The organism is Marivita lacus (assembly GCF_014637725.1).
In the GTDB taxonomy this organism is placed as follows: domain Bacteria; phylum Pseudomonadota; class Alphaproteobacteria; order Rhodobacterales; family Rhodobacteraceae; genus Marivita; species Marivita lacus.
Map to the genome: position 1 here is coordinate 577,993 of NZ_BMFC01000002.1, position 19,459 is coordinate 597,451.

Consider the following 19,459-nt stretch of genomic DNA (forward strand, 5'->3'; position numbering starts at 1 on the left):
TCCCTTCAGATCGCGGACCATCACCGCATCTCCTTGCGCGCGTTGCGCACGTTCCAGTAGAGGATCGGTGTCACCAGAAGCATGATCACCATCGCACTTGCCGATCCGACGCCCCAGTCCCGCGCGACGAACAGCTGATTGAACATGTAATTGGCCAGAACCTGCGTGCCCCATTGCCCGTTGGTCATGGCAAACACGATGTCGAAGATCTTGAGAACCACCAGAGTGATCGTCGTCCAGACCACCACGATGGTGCCCGCGATCTGGGGCATCTTGATCTTGAAGAAGATCTGGAACGGGTTGGCCCCGTCCACGATTGCCGCTTCGATGGTTTCCTCGGGGATGCCGCGCAGCGCGGCGGACAGGATCACCATGGCAAAGCCGGTCTGAATCCAGATCAGCACGATCATCAGCAGAAAGCTGTTCCAGAACGGCGTGGTCAGCCATTGCTGCGGGTCATTGCCGGTCAGCCAAACATAGACCGCGTTCAGCACGCCGATCTGTTCCGATCCGGGTGGTCGCGCGTCGTAGACCAGTTTCCAGATCACGGCAGCCCCGACAAAGGAAATCGCCATCGGCATGAAGATCAGCGACTTGGCGATATTGCCCCAGGCGATCCGGTCGGTCAGTTGCGCCGCCAGCAACCCGAAGGCTGTGGACATGGCGGGTACCACGATCAGCCAGAGCATGTTGTTGATCAGCGCTTCCCAGAACTTGGGATCGGCCGACATCTGCGCGTAATTGGCAAGACCCACGAAATTGTAGATGGTCGTGCCGTCAGACAGCGTCTGCCGTTCGGTCAGCGACAGACGGATGGTCTCGACCACCGGATAGGCGAGATACAGCCCCAGCGCAAAGATCGCGGGCAGCAGGAACAGCCACGGGCGCACGAGATTGGCGCGGTTGATGTTCTTGCCCGCATTGGGCCCCCTTGCGGGAAACAGCACCTTGTCGAGAAACTGGTTCGAGAAATAGAAATAACTCAGACAGCCGCCGACGCCGATGGCGATGGTCAACAGACCTTGAAATGCGGGATTCATGTCGTCCCTCCCAGAATGTTTGCTGATCCAGCGTGTGCCACTGGCGATCCCTTGAATGGGTCTTGGCTTTGCAGCTTTGTCGGTATGGGCTGCGCAATTGCCCGCGCAGCCCTGCATTTTTGCAAGATGCGCTTACTTCAGCGCGTCCCAGCTGTCCTGAATGCGACCCGCCACGGCTTCGGCATCGGCACCGCCTGCGTAATCGACCATGCCGGTCCAGAACGTACCCGCGCCCACGCCACCCGGCATCAGGTCGGATGCGTCAAAACGGAAGGTGGTGGCATCCAGCAAAATCCGGTTCATGTTCGCCGCAGCCTCGGTCGAGAATTTCGACAGATCCACACCGGTATGCGGTGTCAGGAAGCCGCCATTGGCCATCCAGATCTCATGCGCTGCGGGTGTCTGCAGATAGGCAATCAGGTCATGCGCTGCCTGGTTCTCGTTGGTAATGGCCCAAAGCGTGCCCGCGCCAAGCACTGGAGCACCCAGGTCCTTGCCCTCGTAAGCGGGGAAGTAGAAGAAATCGGCATCCAGACCCACTTCGGTGCCTTCGGGGAAGAAGGCCGGGATGAACGACGCCTGACGGTGCATGTAACACTGCGGCGGCGCATCGAAGAGACCCTTGGGGCTGTCGCGGAAATCGGTCGAGGCCACGGCGCCTGCACCACCGGCGACATAATCGTCATTGCGGGCAAAGGCACCGAACTCCTCGATCGCAGCGACGACGCGCGGATCGTCGAACGGGATCTCGTTGGAGACCCACTGGTCGTAGACCTCGGGCGGCTGGGTGCGCAGCATCATGTCCTCGACCCAATCGGTCGCGGGCCATCCGGTCGCACCACCCGATCCCAGACCGATGCACCACGGCGTTTCGCCATCGGCCACCATCTGGTCGGACAGGGCCTTGAGCTCTTCCATGGTGGTCGGGATCTCGTAGCCCGCATCCTCAAAGTTCTCGGGCGAATACCAGACCAGCGATTTCACATCGACCTTGTAGAAAAAGCCGTAGAGATCCTCTTCTCCATCCGGTCCGTCATAGGTGCCCAGATCGACCCAGGACTGGCCGGCGGCGTAGTTCTCGCGCACCCAGTCGGCGGTGCCGTCCTTGAGCGGCGTCAGGAAGCCGCGTGCGGCCATGTCGGACGCCAGACCAGGCTGAGGGAACACGGCGACATTGGGCGCGGAGCCCGCTTCGGCATCCACGACGATCTGCTGTTCAAAGCTGTCGGAGCCAACATAGCTGACATTATGGCCGGACTTTTCCGCGAAATCCGCCAGAACCTGTTCCACAAGCGCCTGGTCCGGACCAAGCCACGGGCCGAATACGGTGACATCTTCGGCATAGGCCGCGCCAGCACACAGCGCTGCGATGGCCACACCCGATGTGAGTGTCTGTTTCATGAAGTACCTCCCAAGTTGCGCATGTTCGCGCTTAACTTTTCCCCGCCCGGAATCACTCCAAAGCGCTTTGGATATGGCACCGTCCCTGATTTGAAAGATTCTGTCAATGCCGTGCGCCTGCAGAAATTCTCAGTAAAATTGCTGCTTTGCAGAAAATTACCGCGCGCAAAGGGGCTTTGCATGTGCGGTCTTTTATGTCTAAGTTGATGCGAAAATTCAAAGCGCTTTGGACAGAGACGGTGAACCTCAAGCAACTTTCGGAATACCTGAACCTGTCGCAAACCACGGTCAGCCGTGCGCTGAACGGCTATCCAGAGGTCAACGAGACCACGCGCAGCCGCGTTCTCAAAGCCGCGCAGGACCTGAACTACCGCCCCAACACCCGCGCCAAGGGGCTGGCCACGGGCCGCGCGCTGGCCATCGGCCACGTGATCCCGGTGTCGAACCAGCACGAGATGGTGAACCCGGTCTTCGGCGATTTCATCGCGGGTGCGGGCGAGGCCTATGCGCGGGCGGGCTACGACATGATGCTGACCTTGGTGCCAGATCAGGAAGAGGTGCGCGCCTATCAGGACATCCGCGCGCGCGGCACGGTCGACGGGATCATCGTGCATGGCCCGGTGATCAACGACGAGCGCATCGCGCTTTTGTCGCGGATCGGGTTGCCCTTCGTGGTGCATGGGAGATCGACTGATGTGAACCTGCCCTATTCCTGGATCGACGTGAACAACCGCGGCGCCTTCGAACGCGGCACGCAATTCCTGATCGAGCTTGGCCATCAGCGCATCGCGCTGCTGAACGGGCTCGAGCACATGGATTTTGCATTCCGACGGCGCAAGGGTTACGAGACCGCCCTGCTCAATCATGGCCTGCCCATCGACCCCGGCCTGATGCGCAGCGAGGAAATGACCGAGGTTTACGGCTACCGCGCCGCCAAGGAGATGCTGTCGCGGGAGATCAAGCCCACCGCCTTTGTCTGTTCCTCGATCATCACCGCAATCGGCGTGCGCCGGGCCATCCACGAGGCCGGTCTGGTGCTGGCGCGCGACGTGTCGATCCTGACTCATGACGACGCGCTCAGCTATCTCGAGAACGGGGACGATGTGCCGATCTTCACCGCGCTGCGCTCCTCGGTGCGCTATGCGGGAACCGAGGCTGCCGAAATGCTGCTGTCGTTGATCGCCATGCCCAAGCATGCGCCGAAAACGCGCCTGCTCGAGGCGGAACTCATCATCGGCCGGTCCACCGGGCCCGCCGCAAGCTAAAGGACACGCCATGTTGACCTTCAAACGGCAGGATTTTCCTGACGACTTCCTGTTTGGCACCGCCACCTCAAGCTACCAGATCGAAGGCCATGCCTTTGGCGGTGCAGGCAAAACCCATTGGGACACGTTTGCCGCCACCCCCGGCAACGTGGTGCGCGCCGAAAACGGCGACCGCGCCTGCGACCACTACCACAGGTTCGAGGCGGATCTCGATCTGGTCAAGGCTGCCGGTCTGGACGCCTACCGCTTTTCCACAAGCTGGGCGCGGGTTCTGCCAGAAGGTCGTGGCACGCCCAATGCCGAAGGGCTGGATTTCTACGACCGGCTGACCGACGCGATGCTGGAGCGCGGCCTGAAACCCTGCGCCACGCTTTATCACTGGGAACTGCCCGTGGCGCTGGCCGATCTGGGCGGTTGGCGCAATCCGGACATGCCCAAGTGGTTCGGCGAGTTTAGCCACGTGATCATGGGCCGCATCGGCGACCGGATGCATTCCGTCGCCCCGATCAACGAACCGTGGTGCGTGGGATGGCTGTCGCATTTCTTGGGCCATCACGCGCCGGGCCTGCGCGACATCCGCGCGACGGCCCATGCGATGCACCACGTGCTCAAGGCGCATGGCACGGCCATTCAGGTGATGCGCGGACTGGGCATGGACAACCTTGGTGGCGTGTTCAATCTGGAATGGGCCACGCCGGTCGATGACAGCGCAGCCGCGCAGCAGGCGGCCGCGCTCTACGATGGCTACTACAACCACTTCTTCCTATCCGGCGTGTTCAAGGGTGAATACCCCAAGAACGTCATGGAGGGGCTCGGGCCGCATATGCCCAAGGGCTGGCAGGATGATTTCAACGTGATCCAAAGCCCGCTCGACTGGTGCGGGATCAACTATTACACCCGCAAGATCATCGCGCCCGACGATGGCCCCTGGCCCGGCCATCACGAGGTCGAAGGCCCGCTGCCCAAGACCTTCATGGGATGGGAGATCTACCCCGACGGGCTTTACAACTTCCTGACGCGCACGGCGCGCGACTACACCGGCGACCTGCCGCTATACGTGACCGAGAACGGGATGGCGTCGCCGGATGTGATCGCCAATGGCACAGTGGAGGACCCCGACCGGATCGCCTACCTCAACAGCCATGTGTCCGCCGTGCAGCGCGCAATCGCGGACGGAGCACCGGTCAAAGGCTATTTCATCTGGTCGCTGATGGACAATTACGAATGGGCGCTGGGCTACGAGAAACGCTTTGGCCTTGTGCATGTGGATTTCGACACTCTGGACCGCACGCCCAAATCCTCCTATCACGCGCTCAAATCCGCGTTGACCGGGACCTGACATGACCAATTCCACGACCCTGACCGCACTTGTCGCCGATCTTGGCGGCACCAACACCCGTGTGGCGCTGACCGATGGTGCGACCGTGCGGACCGAGACCATCAAGCGGTTCCGCAACGCCGACCACCCCGACCTGCTGTCCGTGCTGCGCGCCTACATGGCGGATCAGACCGTGGTGCCGGATGCGGCTTGCGTCGCGATGGCTGGCCCGGTGCGTGACGGTGTGGGTGAGTTGACCAACCTCAGCTGGACCGTCGATCGCGCGTCTGTGGGGGCTGCCACGGGCGCCAGAACGGTTGCAGTGCTGAACGACCTGCAAGCGCAGGGACATGCGCTGGATCATCTGAAGCCCGAGGTGGTGCAGACCATCCTGCCCGGTCAGAAAGCGGGCGAACAGGCCGCGCGGCTGGTGATCGGGGTCGGCACGGGCATGAACGCAGCCGCTGTCTACCGGCTCGATGATCGGACGCTGGTGCCACCGTCGGAGGCCGGTCACGTCTCCCTGCCCGCGCAGAACAGCGAGGAACTGCGCCTGCTGGACTGGATCGCGCGAAAGCACGGCACGCCGGGGTTCGAAGACGTGTTGTCCGGGCGCGGGTTCGAGCGGGTGTATGAATGGCTGTGCGACGAGGCGGGCATCGATGCGCCGCTGGACGCGGGCGGAATCATGCAGGCGGTGAATGACGGGTCGAACACAATGGCCGAGGACGCGGCGCGCGTGTTCATCCGCATGCTGGGCCGCGCGGCGGGCAACCTCGCGCTGGTGCATCTGCCCTTTGGTGGCATCTATCTCATCGGCGGCGTCGCGCGCCATTTCGCGCCGCACCTGCTGCGTCTGGAGTTCGAGGAAGCGTTTCAGGACAAGGGCCGGTTTTCGGACTTCATGGAGCAGTTCCCGGTGCATCTGGTCGATGACGATTATGCCGCGCTGACGGGATCGGCGGCGCATCTTGGAGAATTGATCGGCTAGGGTCTGGCCTGCCGGATCACCCCTGCCGGCCCAAGGATTTTACCTGCAATCTCAACATCGTATGGGTTGTGGTTGAACCAGAAGCGTTCGGACCCGGTGTCGCGCAGTCGCACGCCATGCGGAAGGGCGATGGTGTCGATATCGGCGCGGGTGGTCAGGTCTTTTACCAGACGGTCAAAAAACGCATTATCCCCCCAACCGCCACAATAGGTAACGGTGCCCGCGCGCAGGACGATGGGCAAGCCATGCACCATTTCAAAGACGATTTCCGCTTCCCCTTCAAGATGTTCCAGCCAGTTCTTCACATGACCGCCCCCCTCCACCGGGATCGGCATGTCAGCGCGCAGCGTCTCGAGCCGCGCCACCGTCACATCCAGACCCGGCCAAGCGGGCGGCAGCGGCACGGGGATGGTGAAATCCGCATCGCGCGCGGCGGAACGCGGGCCGATCAGGACCTCGGCGCCGCTGTTCGACAAGGCGAGTTTGAGGTCGTCGGGCATGACCATTATCCCCGGTGCCGCAACGATCCGGTAGCCGCTGAAATCGCGCTGCGTCGGCAGCAGGATGTCCAGCGTCACACCCGCGCGGCGGAAGGCGCGGTATAGGTCGAAGACCAGACCGAAGTAATCCAAGCCCTGCCCTTGCGGCTGCACGTCCCAGGACCACGCCGCGTCATAGTCGAAGATCAGCGCCACGGGGGCTTGGGCGGGCGAAAAGTTGGGCGCGTCAGCCAGTTCTGCCGCAACCTGTTCGGCCTCGACATAGCCGGGCGCGATCACGCTGTCGGGGCGCAAAAGGCCGGCATGCAGCTGCTCCTGCGCAAAGGGGGCCTGCCGCCAGCGAAAGTAGCACACCGCCTCGGCCCCGTGGGCAAACGCCTCCCATGTCCAGAGGCGCACCATGCCGGGCAGAGGTGCCGGATTGTGCGGGGCCCAGTTCACCGGGCCGGGCTGTTGCTCCATCACCCACCAGCGGCCCTTGCCGACGGCGCGGTAGAGGTCATGGTGAAACGCCTGAAAGTCGGGATCGCCCTGCCGCGCGAAATGGCGCTGGTCCTCGGGGGACGCGCCCACGCGGTCTTCGAGAAAGCCAAGCGGATAGCTGTCCCATGTCGCGATCTCGAGATCCGCGCCCACCGCGAAATGGTCGAAATCTGTAATCCGCCCCATGTAATTGTGCGAAATCGGCGCGTCAGACTGCGCGCGGATGATGTCCACCTGCGCGCGGTTGAAGGCCACAACCTGGTCCGATGAAAACCGCCGGAACGCCAGCACATGCGCGGGGTTTGGTTCGGTCACGGTCAGGTTGGGCAGGTCGATCTGGTCGAAATCATCGTATTCCATCGACCAGAACACATTGCCCCAGGCCGCGTTCAGCGCGTCGATATCGCCATCATTGCCCTGCCCCGGATAGCGCGCGCGCAGCCAGCCGCGAAACGCCTGACGCGCGGCGTTGGAGTAGGACAGGATGGTATCGTGGCAGCCGTATTCATTGTCGGTCTGCCACGCGGCAACATTTGGGTTTGGGCCGTAGCGTTCGGCGATTTCGGTGACGATGCGCCGGCATTCGGTCAGGTAGCCCTGGTGGCTGAAGCAATAGTGGCGGCGCGAACCAAAACCGCGCGGGCGGCCCTGGGCATCAACCGCGAACATGTCCGGGTGTTTGTCGCAGACCCAGCGCGGCGGTGTTGCTGTGGGAGTGCCAAGCACCACCTTGAGGCCTGCCGCGCCCAGAACGTCGATCGCTTGGTCCAGCCAGTCCCAGCGGAAATCGCCTGGCGCGGGTTCGATCCGTGACCATGCGAATTCGCCGATCCGCACCCATGTGAGGCCAAGCGCGGCCATGCGCGCTGCGTCCTCTTCCCAGATTTCGCGGGGCCAGTGCTCAGGGTAGTAGCAGGTGCCAAGCGTGCGTTTCACAGGATGACCCGGTGCTCTTTCTGGCCTGTGGTGCCGGAGGGTGCGGCAAAAGTCATTCCGTCATTTTTCCCTTCAGGATCAAGCCCTTCTGCGGCGGTGGTGATGTAAAGCATTGACATGTCGGGGCCACCGAAGGCCGGGCAACTGGGCTGCCGTGCAGGCACATCGACCGCGCGCAGGAACGCGCCATCGGGGCCATAGCAGGCAACGCGTGACGCGCCCCATTGCGCGACCCAGAGATTGCCGTTCGCGTCCACCACAGCACCATCGGGATTGAGGCCCTCGGCGCTCAGATCGACGAACAGGTCGGGCTTTCCATCGGGATAGCCGTCATCGTCCAGCGCGACGCGCAGGATCTTGCGCTTGCGCGTGTCGGTGTAGAACGCGTGGCCACCACCCGGCGCAAAGCAGATCGCGTTGGAAACGGTGATCTTGTCGAAAAGCCGCGTCAGCCTGCCTTCGTAATAGCGGTAAATCGCACCCGCGCCGGGTTCGGCGTTCTTGCCCATCGTGCCGATCCAGAACCCGCCCCACGGGTCGGCGCGGCCATCGTTCGAGCGTGTAACCGGATTGTCGGACTCCAGCGGATGCAGAAAGGTGCTTTCGCCAGTGCGCGTGTTGAACTCGGACAGTGACGTTTCGCTGGCGATCAGCAGCACTCCGGTGTCGATCCAGCCAGCTGCGGAGACATGTTCGTCGAAATCCCAGCTTTGCTCGGTGGTGCCATCGCTGCGGTAAAGCCGCTTGCCGAGAATGTCGAACCAGTAGAGCACCTGTTCCTCGGGGTGCCAGAGCGGGCCTTCGCCAAGGGTGCAGATCGTGGAGCTAAAGACTTGGGCCATCAGGGTTTTCCTTCATCATAGGCCGCGACGATGTCTCTCGCGCGGGCTGTGATGTCGTCGACCTTTGTGCCCGGTTTGTAAAGCGCCGATCCGATGCCGAACCCGTCCACGCCCGCCGCGAACCAGTCGGCGAAATTGTCGGGACCGGCCCCGCCCACGGCATAGGTCTGCGTGCCCTCGGGCAGGACCGGCTTGATCGCCTTGAGGCCTTCGGGACCGATCAGAGAGCCGGGAAACAGCTTCAGCCCGTCCGCGCCGTTGCGCAGCGCGGTGAAGCATTCCGTGGGGGTCATCACGCCGGGAAAGCTTTGCATTCCCAACTGCTTGGTCGCCACGATCACGCGCGGGTTGCAGTCGGGCGACACCACCATCCCCGCTCCGATCCGGTGCAGACGCTGCACATCATCGGGGGTCAGGACTGTGCCTGCGCCAATCAGGGCGGATTGGCCGAACGCATCGACCATCGCCTTGATCGACGTGAAAGGATCGGGGGAATTGAGGGGCACCTCGATGGAGGTGATCCCCGCGTCGATCAGGGCCTCGGTGATCGGCACGGCCTCACCAGGGGTGATCCCGCGCAGGATGGCGATGATTTTGCGGGCGGTCATTGTGTGGTCTCCTTGAGGGCTGAGTAGGCGGCTTTCAGCCCTTCGAGCGTCATGCGATCGGCGTCGGTGCGCTCGACCGGCAGGCCTTGGGCGCCCAACGCGTCGGCATAGGCCTTGCACAGCTTGTCATCGCCGATCAGCGCCACATGCTGGCCCAGCCAATAGGGGCGCGCAGCGGTCAGTTCGGCGCCGATCAGCAGGCCGGACAGCCGCGCGCGGGCTTGGTCTGCGTGAAGATCGTTCAGCAAGCCCTCTGCCCGTATGGAGAAAAGCCGCGCCGCCAGTTCCGCGGGGTTGGACATGCCGGTCGACACGGCATCGGTAAACGCTTCTGCATCCCAACCGTCACCGGCCACGGTGTGGCGCAGGACCGACTGCTGCGACAGCACCGCGAACAGTTCTCCGGTCATGAAGGTGCGGAAGCTGACGATCTCGCCCGCGCTGATATGCGCCCATTTCGTGTGGGTGCCAGGCAGGCAGATCACGCCGTCGAATTTTTGGTTGAGCGACAGGAAGCCCGCGATCTGCGTTTCCTCGCCGCGCATCACGTCAGCCGGGCTGGTTTGCTTCACGCCGGGCAGGATGTGGACCGCCAGGCGCGGGTCGTTGGTCGGCACATGGGTCGCGCGGTCGATCCCCGGAGGCGCACAGGGGGTGGCCACGTATTTGGCCTCGGCCCAACCCTGCCGCGATCCGGCCATGCCGCAAACGATCACCGGGGTTTTGCCTGTGCCGAGCAGGTCCCCGGCAAGATCGAGCAGCGCGGGCTCGAACCCGTCGCGGCTGAGGCTGCCCATGCCCGCATCGCTGGCCCTGCGCGCCTTTACCGTCCCGGTCCGAGACATCACCCAGACGCGCAAATGGGACGTGCCCCAGTCGACCGCCAGCCAATCCGTCATGCCGCCACCGTCACCACACCGCCATCCACGGCCAGCGTCTGACCGGTCATCATGCGGCTGGTGTTCGAAGCCAGAAACAGAGTGGCATCGACCACGTCCTGTTCGACCAGGTGTTCCTTGAGACATTGCTTGTCGAGATGCGCGGCCAGTGATGCGGGGTCGGCCCAAAGCTCTTTCTGCTTGGGGGTCAGCACCCAGCCGGGCGCCAGCGCGTTGGCGCGGATGTTGTCGGGGCCAAATTCGCGCGCAAGGCTGCGGGTCATTCCGGCGATGCCTGCGTTTGATGTCGTATAGGCGATATATCCAGCGTTTCCAATCATGTAGCTGATGGAACTGAAGTTGACGATGGCACCGCCGCCAGCGGCCTGCATGCCGGGGATCACGGCCTGACAGGCAAAGAAATAGGCGTCGAGATTGATCGACAGCGACCAGTCCCAGAACGCCGGGTCCACATCGAGGGCGGCATGGCGTTTGTCGTTGGCGGCATTGTTGACCAGCACGGTGATCGGGCCATGCGCCTTTGCGGCCTGCGCGATGGCCGATTGAAGGGCTGCGGTGTCGGTGATGTCGCATCGGATGAAAAGTGGCCTTGATCCGTGTTTCGTGGCCATCTCTTCCACGAACTCCGACGCGTCGGACCGGCCCACAAAAGCCACCCGCGCGCCCTGCCCCAGGAACCCGTCGGTGAGCGCCGCACCAATGCCCGAGCCACCGCCGGTGATAAAGACGGAGGCGTCTTTCAGGTCGTGAAATGTCGCGTAAGAGCTCATTCAGGCGGCTTTCTTCAGTCGAGCAAAATCGGGCAGCATGTCGCCATGCGCGGCCAGCAGATCGGTCACAAGGCTGCGGATCTGGCGCAGGTCCAACTCGGCGGCGGTGTGCGGGTCCATCATGGCGGCGTGGTAGACGTGTTCGACGTCTTCATCAACCAGCGCGCGGACGACAAGCTCCTGCACGTTGATCTGCGTCCGCATCAGCGCGACAAGCTGCGGCGGGATGTCATCGATCACGGTGGGGTGAACGCCGCCCGCATCGACCATGCAGGGCACCTCGACTGCCGCACACATGGGCAGTTGCGGCGCCTGCCCCCGGTTCGGCAGATTGCCGTAGATCGTGTAGGGCTGGTTGGTGACCATGGCGTTCATGATCTCGGCGGCGAATTCGTGGCTCTTGGCAAAGTCGATCCGGTCGGCGGTGCGATAGGTTTTGGCCTGATCTGCCCAATCGGCCATCTGTTCGATGCAGCGCTTGGGATATTCGTCCAGCGGCACGGCGAAGGTCTCGATCAGGTCGGCGCGCCCCGTCTTGATGAACCACGGCACGTATTCGGCAAGGTGTTCCGAGCTTTCGGTGCAGAAATAGCCCAGATGGTTCATCACCTCGTACCGGACCTTGTTCGCGCAGCGCGACATCAGAAGCGGCGGTTTGGGCAGTCGGCCAGTGCGGTAGCCCTCGCGCAAAGCCGGATACAGCGACTGTCCCTTGTGTGTCAGGTCGAGAAAGAACGCGACATGGTTCACACCGGCAACGCGGTAGCGGATCTCGTCCTTCGGCAGATCCAGATCATGCGCCAGTTCCTGCACCGTGTTCTGCACGGAATGGCACAGACCCACCTGTTTCACCTGCGGGTAGCGTTCGGCCAGCGCCCATGTGTTGATCGCCATCGGGTTGACGTATTGCAAGAGCGTCGCGTTCGGGCACAACTCGGCCATGTCCGCCGCCACGCGCCACAGATGCGGCACGGTGCGCAGGCCCCGCATGATACCGCCCACGCCCAGCGTATCGCCAATGGTCTGGCGCAGCCCGTAGTGCTTGGGAATGTCGAAGTCGATCACGGTCGAAGGCTCGTACCCGCCGATCTGGAACGCGGTCACGACGAAATCCGCACCCGCCAGCGCGCGGCGCTGGTCGTTCGTGGTTTCGATTTGCGCGGGTTTGCCCGATGCCGCGATCAGCTTGCGCGCCACCAGCGCGGATTCCTCCAGCCGCTGGTCGTTGATGTCCATCAGCGCGAAGGTGGCACCTTCCAGTGCCGGGAAGTGAAGCACATCGCCCACGATGTTCTTCATGAAGATGGTCGAGCCTGCGCCGATAAAGGCGATACGTGTCATGGTCGTTGGTCCTTATTTCACCGCGCCCAGCGTGAGGCCCGCGATAAAGTGTTTCTGCATGAGGAAAAACATCAGCACCGGCGGCAAGGCCGCGACGATGCTGCCCGCGCTCATCAGGTGATAGGCCGCGCGGTATTGTGCGTTGAAGCTGGTGATGCCTGCGGTCACGGGCTGCGCGCCCGGTCCCTGGGTCAGAACGATGGCCCAGAAATAATCGTTCCAGATGAAGGTGAAGATCAGCACTGCCAGCGCCGCCAATGCGGGCTTCATCAGGGGCAGCACGACATACCAGAAAATCCGCCATTCCGCGACGCCCTCGACGCGTGCCGCCTCGATCAGCGGAAAGGGCAGCGCGCGGATGAAATTGCGCATGAAGAGCGTGCAGAACCCGGTCTGGAACGCGATGTGGAACAGGACCAAGCCCGTCTTGGTGTTGTAGAGCCCGAGGTCCAGCGTCAGGTCACGCACCGGCACCATCAGGATCTGAAACGGCACGAAATTGCCCGCAACGAACAAGAAGAACACCCAGATGTTCGACCGGAACTTGTAAACGCCAAGCGCGAACCCGGCCATTGCGCTGAGCGCCACCGCGCCAAAGACTGTGGGCACGGTGATCAGCACCGAATTGAGCATGTAGCGCGGCATGTCGGAGTTGAAGAAGACCTGGCCGTAATTGTTGACCAACTCGAACGAGCCCGGCATCCCCCAATAATTGCCTTGGGTAAAGTCGGTGGCGGGTTTTATCGAAAAAACCGCCACCGCGATCAGCGGCAAAAGCCACAGGATCAGCGCGATGGGCAGCATCGTCTGGTAGAGCCTCTGCGCCGAGACGCTGGATTGCTGGATGGGACGGGGGAACATCCTAATGGCCCCCCTTCTCTTCGCGGTACATAGACCAGAGGAAATACGCGATGAAGATCAGCATGATGAGAAAGAGCACCACCGCAATGGCCGCGCCGTATCCCATGCGGAAGCCATATTCGCTCAGCGCCTTTTCGAACATGTAGAAGGACAGAACGCGGGTCTGCCCAAACGGGCCACCATTGGTCATGATCGAGATGAGGTCAAAGCTGCGCAGCGCGCCGATGATCGTGACGACAAAGGCGATGAAGGTGGCGGGTTTGAGTTGCGGGATGATCACGTACCAGAGCATCCGCCAGCCTTTGGCGCCGTCCAGACGCGCGGCCTCGACCTGTTCGGGGTCCACGGCGTTGAGGCCGGTCAGGTAAAGGATCATGCAATAGGCGGTCTGTGGCCAGAGCCCGGCAAGGATGATGCCGTAGGTGGCCAGCTTTGGATCGCCCAGCACGTTGACGGGGCCAAGGCCCACCAGAGCCAGCATGTTGGACAAGAGCCCTTCGTTGGGCAGGTAGAACCATGCAAACACCAGCCCGACGACCACCTGTGACAGCACAAAGGGAAAGAAAAACAGCGACTTGTAGATCCGGATGCCCGTGACCGTCTGGTTCAGGAAGAGCGCGATGAAAAGCCCTGCCGGGATCGCCAGCAGGTAGCAGACCAGCCATTTGAGGTTGTTCCAGAGCGACACCTCGAAGGCGCGGTCGTTCATCAGCTCGGCATAATTGCCCAACCCGATATAATCCGCCTCGCCCAGACCGTCCCAATCATAAAGCGAGATCGAGAAGCTCTGAAAGATCGGGATGATGACATAGACGGAAAAGAACAGGATCGCTGGCGCAAGGAACAGCCACGGTGTGACCGCGATTTCGTTGCGTCTGTACCAGCCGCGCTTGGGCGGGTCGGTGTCGGGCAAAGCTGTTACGGTCATGGTCGGGTCTCCTGCACGGGCCACGCGAAAACCGCAGGGCGGCTTGCGGATGGGCCGGGGTGTGCCGGGCAGAAGCCCGGCCTACCGGTCTGGCGTAGGCCGGGCATTTGCCCGGCCCTGTCCTGGCTTACTTGTAAACGCGCTCGCGCACCTGTTCGAGGCGGGCAAGGATGTCGTCGAGGTTGTCGGGGATCACCATGAATTCCTGAAAGCCCTGCATCGCTTCTGCCGCCATTTCCGCCGGGAAGTCGCGGTCGAAGAACTGCGCCACGCCGCCGGGGCTGTTGGAGGACAGCATCGCAAAGCCCTGTTCAAGGAACTTGTCATCGTCGATCGACGCGGACGCGTTCACCGGAAGCTGGCCAAGGTTTTCACCGTTGTTGATGATGGACTGCTCTTCCGCCGACACAACGAAGCGCAGGAATGCGCGCGCCGCGTCCTTGTTGGTCGCATTGGACGGGATGTGGAACGTGTCGGTCGGCGCGTCTTCGGCCAGTGCGACATCCGGGTTGATCGCCGGGAACTGGTAGAAATCAAGCTGATCGTCGCTCAGCCCCGCTTCGCGCAGCGGTGCGACGGCGAAATTGCCCATGAGATAGGCAGCGGCATCGCCATTGACCATGAAGGGCAACGCCTCTTGCCAGGAGTAGTTCTGGTGGTTGTCGACATAGGCCCCCATGTCGATCAGCTCGCGCCAGTTGGCGAAGGTCTGGCGCACACGGTCGTCCGTCCACGGCACTTCGCCTGCAGCCATTTCCATATGGAAATCATAGCCATGCGTGCGCAAGTTCAGGTAGTCGAACCAGCCACCCGCGGTCCAGAGGAACTTGGTGCCGATGGTGTAGCACTTCACGCCATTGTCCAGCAGCGTCTGGCAGTTGGATTTCATCTCGTCAAAGGTGGCGGGTTCAGTGAGGCCGAACTGGTCATAGAGGTCTTTGCGGTAATAGACGCCCCACTGGTAATAAGTATAGGGCACGCCCCACTGCTTGCCGTCGATGGTCATTGCGCTTTTGGTCGATGCCAGATTTTCGGCGATCGCAGGTTCGGCCCAGAGATCCGACACGTCCTCGAACAAACCCGCCTCGACATAGGGGCGCATCCGGTTGGCGGCGTACCATGTCGCCACGTCCGGGGCATCGGCAGTCAGGAAGTTGCGGATCTGGGTCTTGTAGGCCTCGCGGTCGATCACCGTGGTTTCGATGTTCAAATCGGGGTGCATCTCGCCGAAGCGTTCGATCATCGCTTCCATCGTGGCGCGGGGTGCCGGGTTCGAGGTGTCGAGGAAAATCTTCAGGTCGCCGCTGAGCGAACTGTCCTGTGCAAATGCAGATGAGGCGGCAAGGGCCGCCGTCAGCGCCAGTCCTGACGCTTTCAATGTGGAACGCATGGTATCCTCCCTTATGCTCCCAAATCTGGTGCAAGGTTGGTTTCATTATTTGAAACCTAGTTTTGCATATTGAAATCATAACAGCGACTCGCCTATGCTTGTCAACAGCCGTCCGGGTGCTGTTGGCGGCCCAGGGAGGACATCGCAAAGATGGGTGTGGTCGAACGAAACGACGGAACCGTGGGCAAGGCGCTTGCCGTGCTGGACCGGATTGCCTCTTACGGGCGGCCCGTGCGATTTGGCGAGGTGCTGGCCGGGTCGGACATGCCAAAGGCCACGCTCTACCGTTTTGTGCAGACCCTCACCAACCAAGGCATGTTGCAGTATGACCCCGACCGGCAGACCTATGCGCCGGGCTTGCGGCTGGTGCGGCTGGCCCATGCGGCCTGGGCGCAATCCTCGCTGGCTCCGGTGGCGCGGCAACATATCGACGCGCTGAGCGCCGAGACCGGCGAGACCATCCATCTTGCACAGCTCGACCATGCGCAGGTGCTCTATGTCGACAAGCGCAACGCCCACGACCCGGTCGAGATGTTCAGCCAGGCGGGCAAGGTCGGACCGGCCTATTGCACGGGTGTCGGCAAGGCGATGCTGGCCTTCCTGCCCGACAGCGAATTGAAGACCGCCCTCGCCCAGCAAAGCTGGCACCGTTTCACTGCCGCGACCCATGTCTCGCCCGACAGCCTGCTGCGCGACCTGGCCGAGATCCGCACCGAAGGGCTGAGTTTCGACCGCGAGGAACACGAGACCGGCATCGTCTGCGTCGCCGTGCCGATCCTGAATACACAATCCCGACCGCTGGGTGCCTTGTCGATCACGGGAACCACCCGTCGCACCGATCTCGAGACCTTGCGCGGCCTTGGCCCGAGGCTCCGGCAGGCGGCGGCGGCAATTGCACGCGATGCCGAAAGCTGGCTGTTCCCGCGCTCAACGCCGCAGCCCACCCCCTACACCAACGGAGAGATGCCCCATGTCCGGAGTGACGCTTGACACTGTCATCAAACGCTATGGCAACACGCAGGTCATCCACGGGATCGATCTGGAGGTCGCGGATGGCGAGTTCTGCGTCTTTGTCGGCCCGTCCGGCTGTGGCAAGTCCACGCTTCTGCGGATGGTCGCGGGGCTGGAGCAAACCACCGAAGGCACGATCCGCATCGGTGACCGCGATGTGACGCGGCTCGATCCGTCGGACCGGGGCGTGTCGATGGTGTTCCAGACCTACGCGCTTTACCCACACATGACGGTCGAGGAAAACATGGGGTTCGGGCTCAAGATGACAGGCCATCCCAAATCCGAGATCACGACCAAAGTGGCCGAGGCCAGCCGCATTCTGAAACTGGACGACTATCTCAAGCGCAAACCCAAGGCCCTGTCGGGCGGTCAGCGGCAGCGCGTCGCCATCGGGCGGGCCATCGTGCGCGGACCCGAGGTGTTCCTGTTCGACGAACCGCTGTCGAACCTCGATGCGGAATTGCGGGTCGAGATGCGGGTCGAGATCGCGCGCCTGCACAAGGAAATCGGCGCGACGATGATCTACGTGACCCATGATCAGGTCGAAGCGATGACACTTGCCGACAAGATCGTCGTGCTGCGCGCGGGTCGCATCGAACAGGTCGGTGCACCGATGGAACTCTACCGCGACCCCGACAATCGGTTCGTGGCAGGGTTCATTGGGTCACCCTCGATGAATTTCCTGCGCGGCAGGGTCAAGGGCAGCGAAGTGGTGTCGAACGGGCTGGCCCGACCGGTGCCGAAGACGGGTGCGGCGCAAGACGGTCAGGACGTGCTGATCGGTCTGCGGCCCGAACATCTGACGGTGAAACCGGGCGCGTCCCACCGCGTCGAACTGACCGAAAGCCTGGGCGGCGTGTCCTATGTTCACCTGATCGGGCCGGATGGTGAAAAGATCATCGTGGAGGAACGCGGCGATCATCGGTCCGCACTGGGTGATCAGGTCGATCTGGGCGTCGATCCGGCGCATCTGTACCTGTTTGATGCGAAATCGGAACTGCGCTTGCGGTGACCCGAGCGGCAAAACCGCGTGACCCCGATAATCGAAAGACAGGTTAGCCCACCCATTAGACAGATATTTTCCTCTCCGATTTCAACTATTTCCTGTTCGGAACCCGTAGGCACCAGAGGAAAGTAGATGTTGGCGAAAAAACCCATTTCTGCAGAGGAAACGACGTTCGAAGCCGCCCCGCTTCCGGCGAATGAAGCGGCCCGCAATGCACGGGTGCAGCGCACTGGCGTGATGGATGTGCACCAGGAAGACCGCTACCGCATTTACGTGGACATGGCGCAGCTCATCACCGGGTGCCCGGTCGCCTATACCGGTCTGCTGGACGATGATCGGCAGTTCTTCATTGCCAAGGATTTCGGAGGTTTGCTCGAGGCTGACGAGGTGCCGCGACACCTGACGCTGTGCCAATATGCGCTTGGATCGACGCAACCGATGATCGTGCCGGATCTGCGCGAGCATCCGAAGCTGAAGCACAATCCGCTGGTCACGGACAGCCCGAACTGGGTGTTCTGGGGCGCCTATCCGCTGGTCACGCAGGACGGTCTGGTTCTGGGCACCCTGTGCACGGTGGATTACAAACCGCGCGAAATGGAGGCGGTGCAGGTGCAACGCATGCAGGCACTGGCCAACAACCTGACGCTGTTGATCATGCTGCAGATGGAAGAGCGGGACGCGATCACGGAACGCATGGCAAAACTTGCGGGGTATTTCCACCGCACCCATCCCGACATGCGCCCTGCGGAAATCGAGAGTTTCCTCAACCTGTGCTGCGGTCAGCCGGTGAATGTGGGTCATCTGGACCGTCTGATACAATGGGGAATCGCGACAGGGAACGGAACAGCGCCGGACCTGACAGCAAAGGGACGCGAAATTCAGGCGGAACAGGGGCTCCATGCCGCAACGTTCCGACGCAACGCTCTCTCACAGAAAACAGCTGTCGATATCGAAGATCTCTTTGCGATGATCGACTGAAGGATCGCCACGACATGTATACCAAGATTTATCAAATCAAGACGAACACGCTGGCAGACGGGAAGATTGCTGCGTCCTATGTTGCAGAGGAATTGGGAGGATTGATCGCGCAATACAACATTACGGCGCTCAACATCCTCTTGTGCAAGGAAGGTGCCTTGTATGTCACTGTAAACTTTGACGAAGCTGCGGACATGAAAGTCTTTCAGACCGCGCAACTGGAGTTGTTCGAGAACCTGCGGACAAGCCTCAAATGCCATACAGCGGATTTTCAAGCGATCCCGGTGTTCAGATATGAGCGTGAAGCCACCAATGCCACATTGGAAAGCCTCGCGTCCTGACATCGCTGTCCCGCTGGATCACTTCAGCGGGATAGACACCTTGAATTGCACGGTTTCGATGCCGGGATTCTCGTCGTAGATCCCGGCATTGGAGCGGTGGTCATAGCTCAGCGCCATCCGCCAGCCCTGCGCGGTTTCGTAGCCCAGTTCGAGACCGGATCGGAAGGCGATCGGACCGCCCAGATCAAATCCGCCATTGTCGAAATAAAGCCCCGGCATGGCGTGCAGTTCGGCATAGGCGCCGCTGCGGCCGAAGGGCACGAGATAGGTCGCCCCGAAACCGACCCACGCTTCGCCGTTCTCGGTGACCGACAGCCCCGCCGCTCCGCCAAAGGGTCCGCGCGTCTGGGCCAGATCGTAGCGCAGGTACAGTTCTGCCGCCGGATCGGCCCGCCGTTCGAGCACTTCGCCGCCCGAAATCGACAGGCGCGAACGGGTCTCTCCGGTCCCGAGACAGCCCTCGTAGGTGCCGCAATGGTTGATGCCCATATCGGTCAGTCCGATAATGAAGAGCAGCGCCGCAAATGTCCCATCAGCCATGTCAGGATGT

At 62.0% G+C, this 19,459-nt stretch carries 19 protein-coding genes; 7 read left to right on the forward strand and 12 right to left on the reverse strand.

The window, feature by feature from the left end; translation table 11 throughout:
- Nucleotides 1-20 precede the first annotated feature (20 nt).
- Together IEV82_RS07510 and IEV82_RS07515 are read right to left on the reverse strand one after the other, a co-directional pair.
- The gene (locus tag IEV82_RS07510; protein ID WP_188481367.1) at nt 21-1,040 is read right to left on the reverse strand and encodes a carbohydrate ABC transporter permease; all 1,020 of its coding nucleotides are present in this window, start codon (nt 1,038-1,040) and stop codon (nt 21-23) included.
- Nucleotides 1,041-1,172: 132 nt separating this feature from the next.
- Nucleotides 1,173-2,441 carry an ABC transporter substrate-binding protein gene (locus IEV82_RS07515; RefSeq protein ID WP_188481368.1) on the reverse strand — a complete coding sequence of 423 codons (1,269 nt, stop codon included), beginning with the start codon at nt 2,439-2,441 and terminating at the stop codon, nt 1,173-1,175.
- 239 nt (nt 2,442-2,680) lie between these two features.
- On the opposite strand from IEV82_RS07515, the gene IEV82_RS07520 reads away from it, so the two are divergent.
- The 3 genes from IEV82_RS07520 to IEV82_RS07530 are packed head-to-tail and all read left to right on the forward strand — an operon-like array spanning nt 2,681 to nt 6,015.
- Nucleotides 2,681-3,706: a substrate-binding domain-containing protein gene (locus IEV82_RS07520; RefSeq protein ID WP_188481369.1), complete on the forward strand. Its 1,026-nt coding sequence runs from the start codon at nt 2,681-2,683 to the stop codon at nt 3,704-3,706.
- Nucleotides 3,707-3,716: 10 nt separating this feature from the next.
- Nucleotides 3,717-5,045, forward strand: a complete 1,329-nt coding sequence (locus IEV82_RS07525; RefSeq protein WP_188481370.1) for a GH1 family beta-glucosidase — start codon at nt 3,717-3,719, stop codon at nt 5,043-5,045.
- Between the two features lies 1 nt (nt 5,046).
- Entirely contained in the window at nt 5,047-6,015 is a 969-nt protein-coding gene (locus IEV82_RS07530) for a glucokinase (protein WP_188481371.1), read from the forward strand.
- On the opposite strand, the gene IEV82_RS07535 is transcribed toward IEV82_RS07530, so the two are convergent.
- The 9 genes from IEV82_RS07535 to IEV82_RS07575 form a co-directional block, all read right to left on the reverse strand.
- Entirely contained in the window at nt 6,012-7,934 is a 1,923-nt protein-coding gene (locus tag IEV82_RS07535; RefSeq protein ID WP_188481372.1) for a beta-galactosidase, read from the reverse strand. The two genes, IEV82_RS07530 and IEV82_RS07535, sit on opposite strands and share 4 nt — an antisense overlap.
- The gene (locus IEV82_RS07540; protein WP_188481373.1) at nt 7,931-8,776 is read right to left on the reverse strand and encodes an SMP-30/gluconolactonase/LRE family protein; all 846 of its coding nucleotides are present in this window, start codon (nt 8,774-8,776) and stop codon (nt 7,931-7,933) included. Before IEV82_RS07540 ends, IEV82_RS07535 begins: the two co-directional genes overlap by 4 nt.
- A complete protein-coding gene (locus tag IEV82_RS07545; RefSeq protein WP_188481374.1) occupies nt 8,776-9,384 on the reverse strand; it encodes a 2-dehydro-3-deoxy-6-phosphogalactonate aldolase in 609 nt (202 codons plus the stop codon). Before IEV82_RS07545 ends, IEV82_RS07540 begins: the two co-directional genes overlap by 1 nt.
- Nucleotides 9,381-10,283, reverse strand: coding sequence for a 2-dehydro-3-deoxygalactonokinase (locus IEV82_RS07550; protein ID WP_188481375.1), 903 nt, complete (start codon nt 10,281-10,283; stop codon nt 9,381-9,383). The genes IEV82_RS07545 and IEV82_RS07550 overlap by 4 nt, the downstream gene beginning before the upstream one ends.
- On the reverse strand, nt 10,280-11,053 hold the full coding sequence (locus IEV82_RS07555) for an SDR family NAD(P)-dependent oxidoreductase (protein WP_188481376.1): 774 nt from the start codon (nt 11,051-11,053) through the stop codon (nt 10,280-10,282). The genes IEV82_RS07550 and IEV82_RS07555 overlap by 4 nt, the downstream gene beginning before the upstream one ends.
- Nucleotides 11,054-12,394, reverse strand: coding sequence for an alpha-glucosidase/alpha-galactosidase (locus IEV82_RS07560; RefSeq protein ID WP_188481377.1), 1,341 nt, complete (start codon nt 12,392-12,394; stop codon nt 11,054-11,056). It lies immediately after the preceding gene.
- A 12-nt stretch (nt 12,395-12,406) separates the two neighbouring features.
- Complete coding sequence (locus tag IEV82_RS07565; protein WP_188481378.1) at nt 12,407-13,255, reverse strand: carbohydrate ABC transporter permease; 849 nt, start codon at nt 13,253-13,255, stop codon at nt 12,407-12,409.
- Nucleotide 13,256: 1 nt separating this feature from the next.
- A complete protein-coding gene (locus IEV82_RS07570; protein WP_188481379.1) occupies nt 13,257-14,183 on the reverse strand; it encodes a carbohydrate ABC transporter permease in 927 nt (308 codons plus the stop codon).
- A gap of 127 nt (nt 14,184-14,310) precedes the next feature.
- On the reverse strand, nt 14,311-15,573 hold the full coding sequence (locus tag IEV82_RS07575; protein WP_188481380.1) for an ABC transporter substrate-binding protein: 1,263 nt from the start codon (nt 15,571-15,573) through the stop codon (nt 14,311-14,313).
- Nucleotides 15,574-15,723: 150 nt separating this feature from the next.
- Here IEV82_RS07575 and IEV82_RS07580 point away from each other — a divergent pair, with 150 nt between their 5' ends.
- The 4 genes from IEV82_RS07580 (at nt 15,724) to IEV82_RS07595 (ending at nt 18,909) form a co-directional block, all read left to right on the forward strand.
- Entirely contained in the window at nt 15,724-16,563 is an 840-nt protein-coding gene (locus IEV82_RS07580; protein WP_188481381.1) for an IclR family transcriptional regulator, read from the forward strand.
- Entirely contained in the window at nt 16,544-17,596 is a 1,053-nt protein-coding gene (locus IEV82_RS07585; RefSeq protein WP_188481382.1) for an ABC transporter ATP-binding protein, read from the forward strand. Before IEV82_RS07580 ends, IEV82_RS07585 begins: the two co-directional genes overlap by 20 nt.
- Nucleotides 17,597-17,722: 126 nt before the next feature.
- Nucleotides 17,723-18,568 carry a GAF domain-containing protein gene (locus tag IEV82_RS07590; protein WP_188481383.1) on the forward strand — a complete coding sequence of 282 codons (846 nt, stop codon included), beginning with the start codon at nt 17,723-17,725 and terminating at the stop codon, nt 18,566-18,568.
- A 14-nt stretch (nt 18,569-18,582) separates the two neighbouring features.
- On the forward strand, nt 18,583-18,909 hold the full coding sequence (locus IEV82_RS07595) for a hypothetical protein (RefSeq protein ID WP_188481384.1): 327 nt from the start codon (nt 18,583-18,585) through the stop codon (nt 18,907-18,909).
- An 18-nt stretch (nt 18,910-18,927) separates the two neighbouring features.
- On the opposite strand, the gene IEV82_RS07600 is transcribed toward IEV82_RS07595, so the two are convergent.
- The gene (locus IEV82_RS07600; RefSeq protein WP_188481385.1) at nt 18,928-19,449 is read right to left on the reverse strand and encodes an acyloxyacyl hydrolase; all 522 of its coding nucleotides are present in this window, start codon (nt 19,447-19,449) and stop codon (nt 18,928-18,930) included.
- Nucleotides 19,450-19,459: the final 10 nt, after the last annotated feature.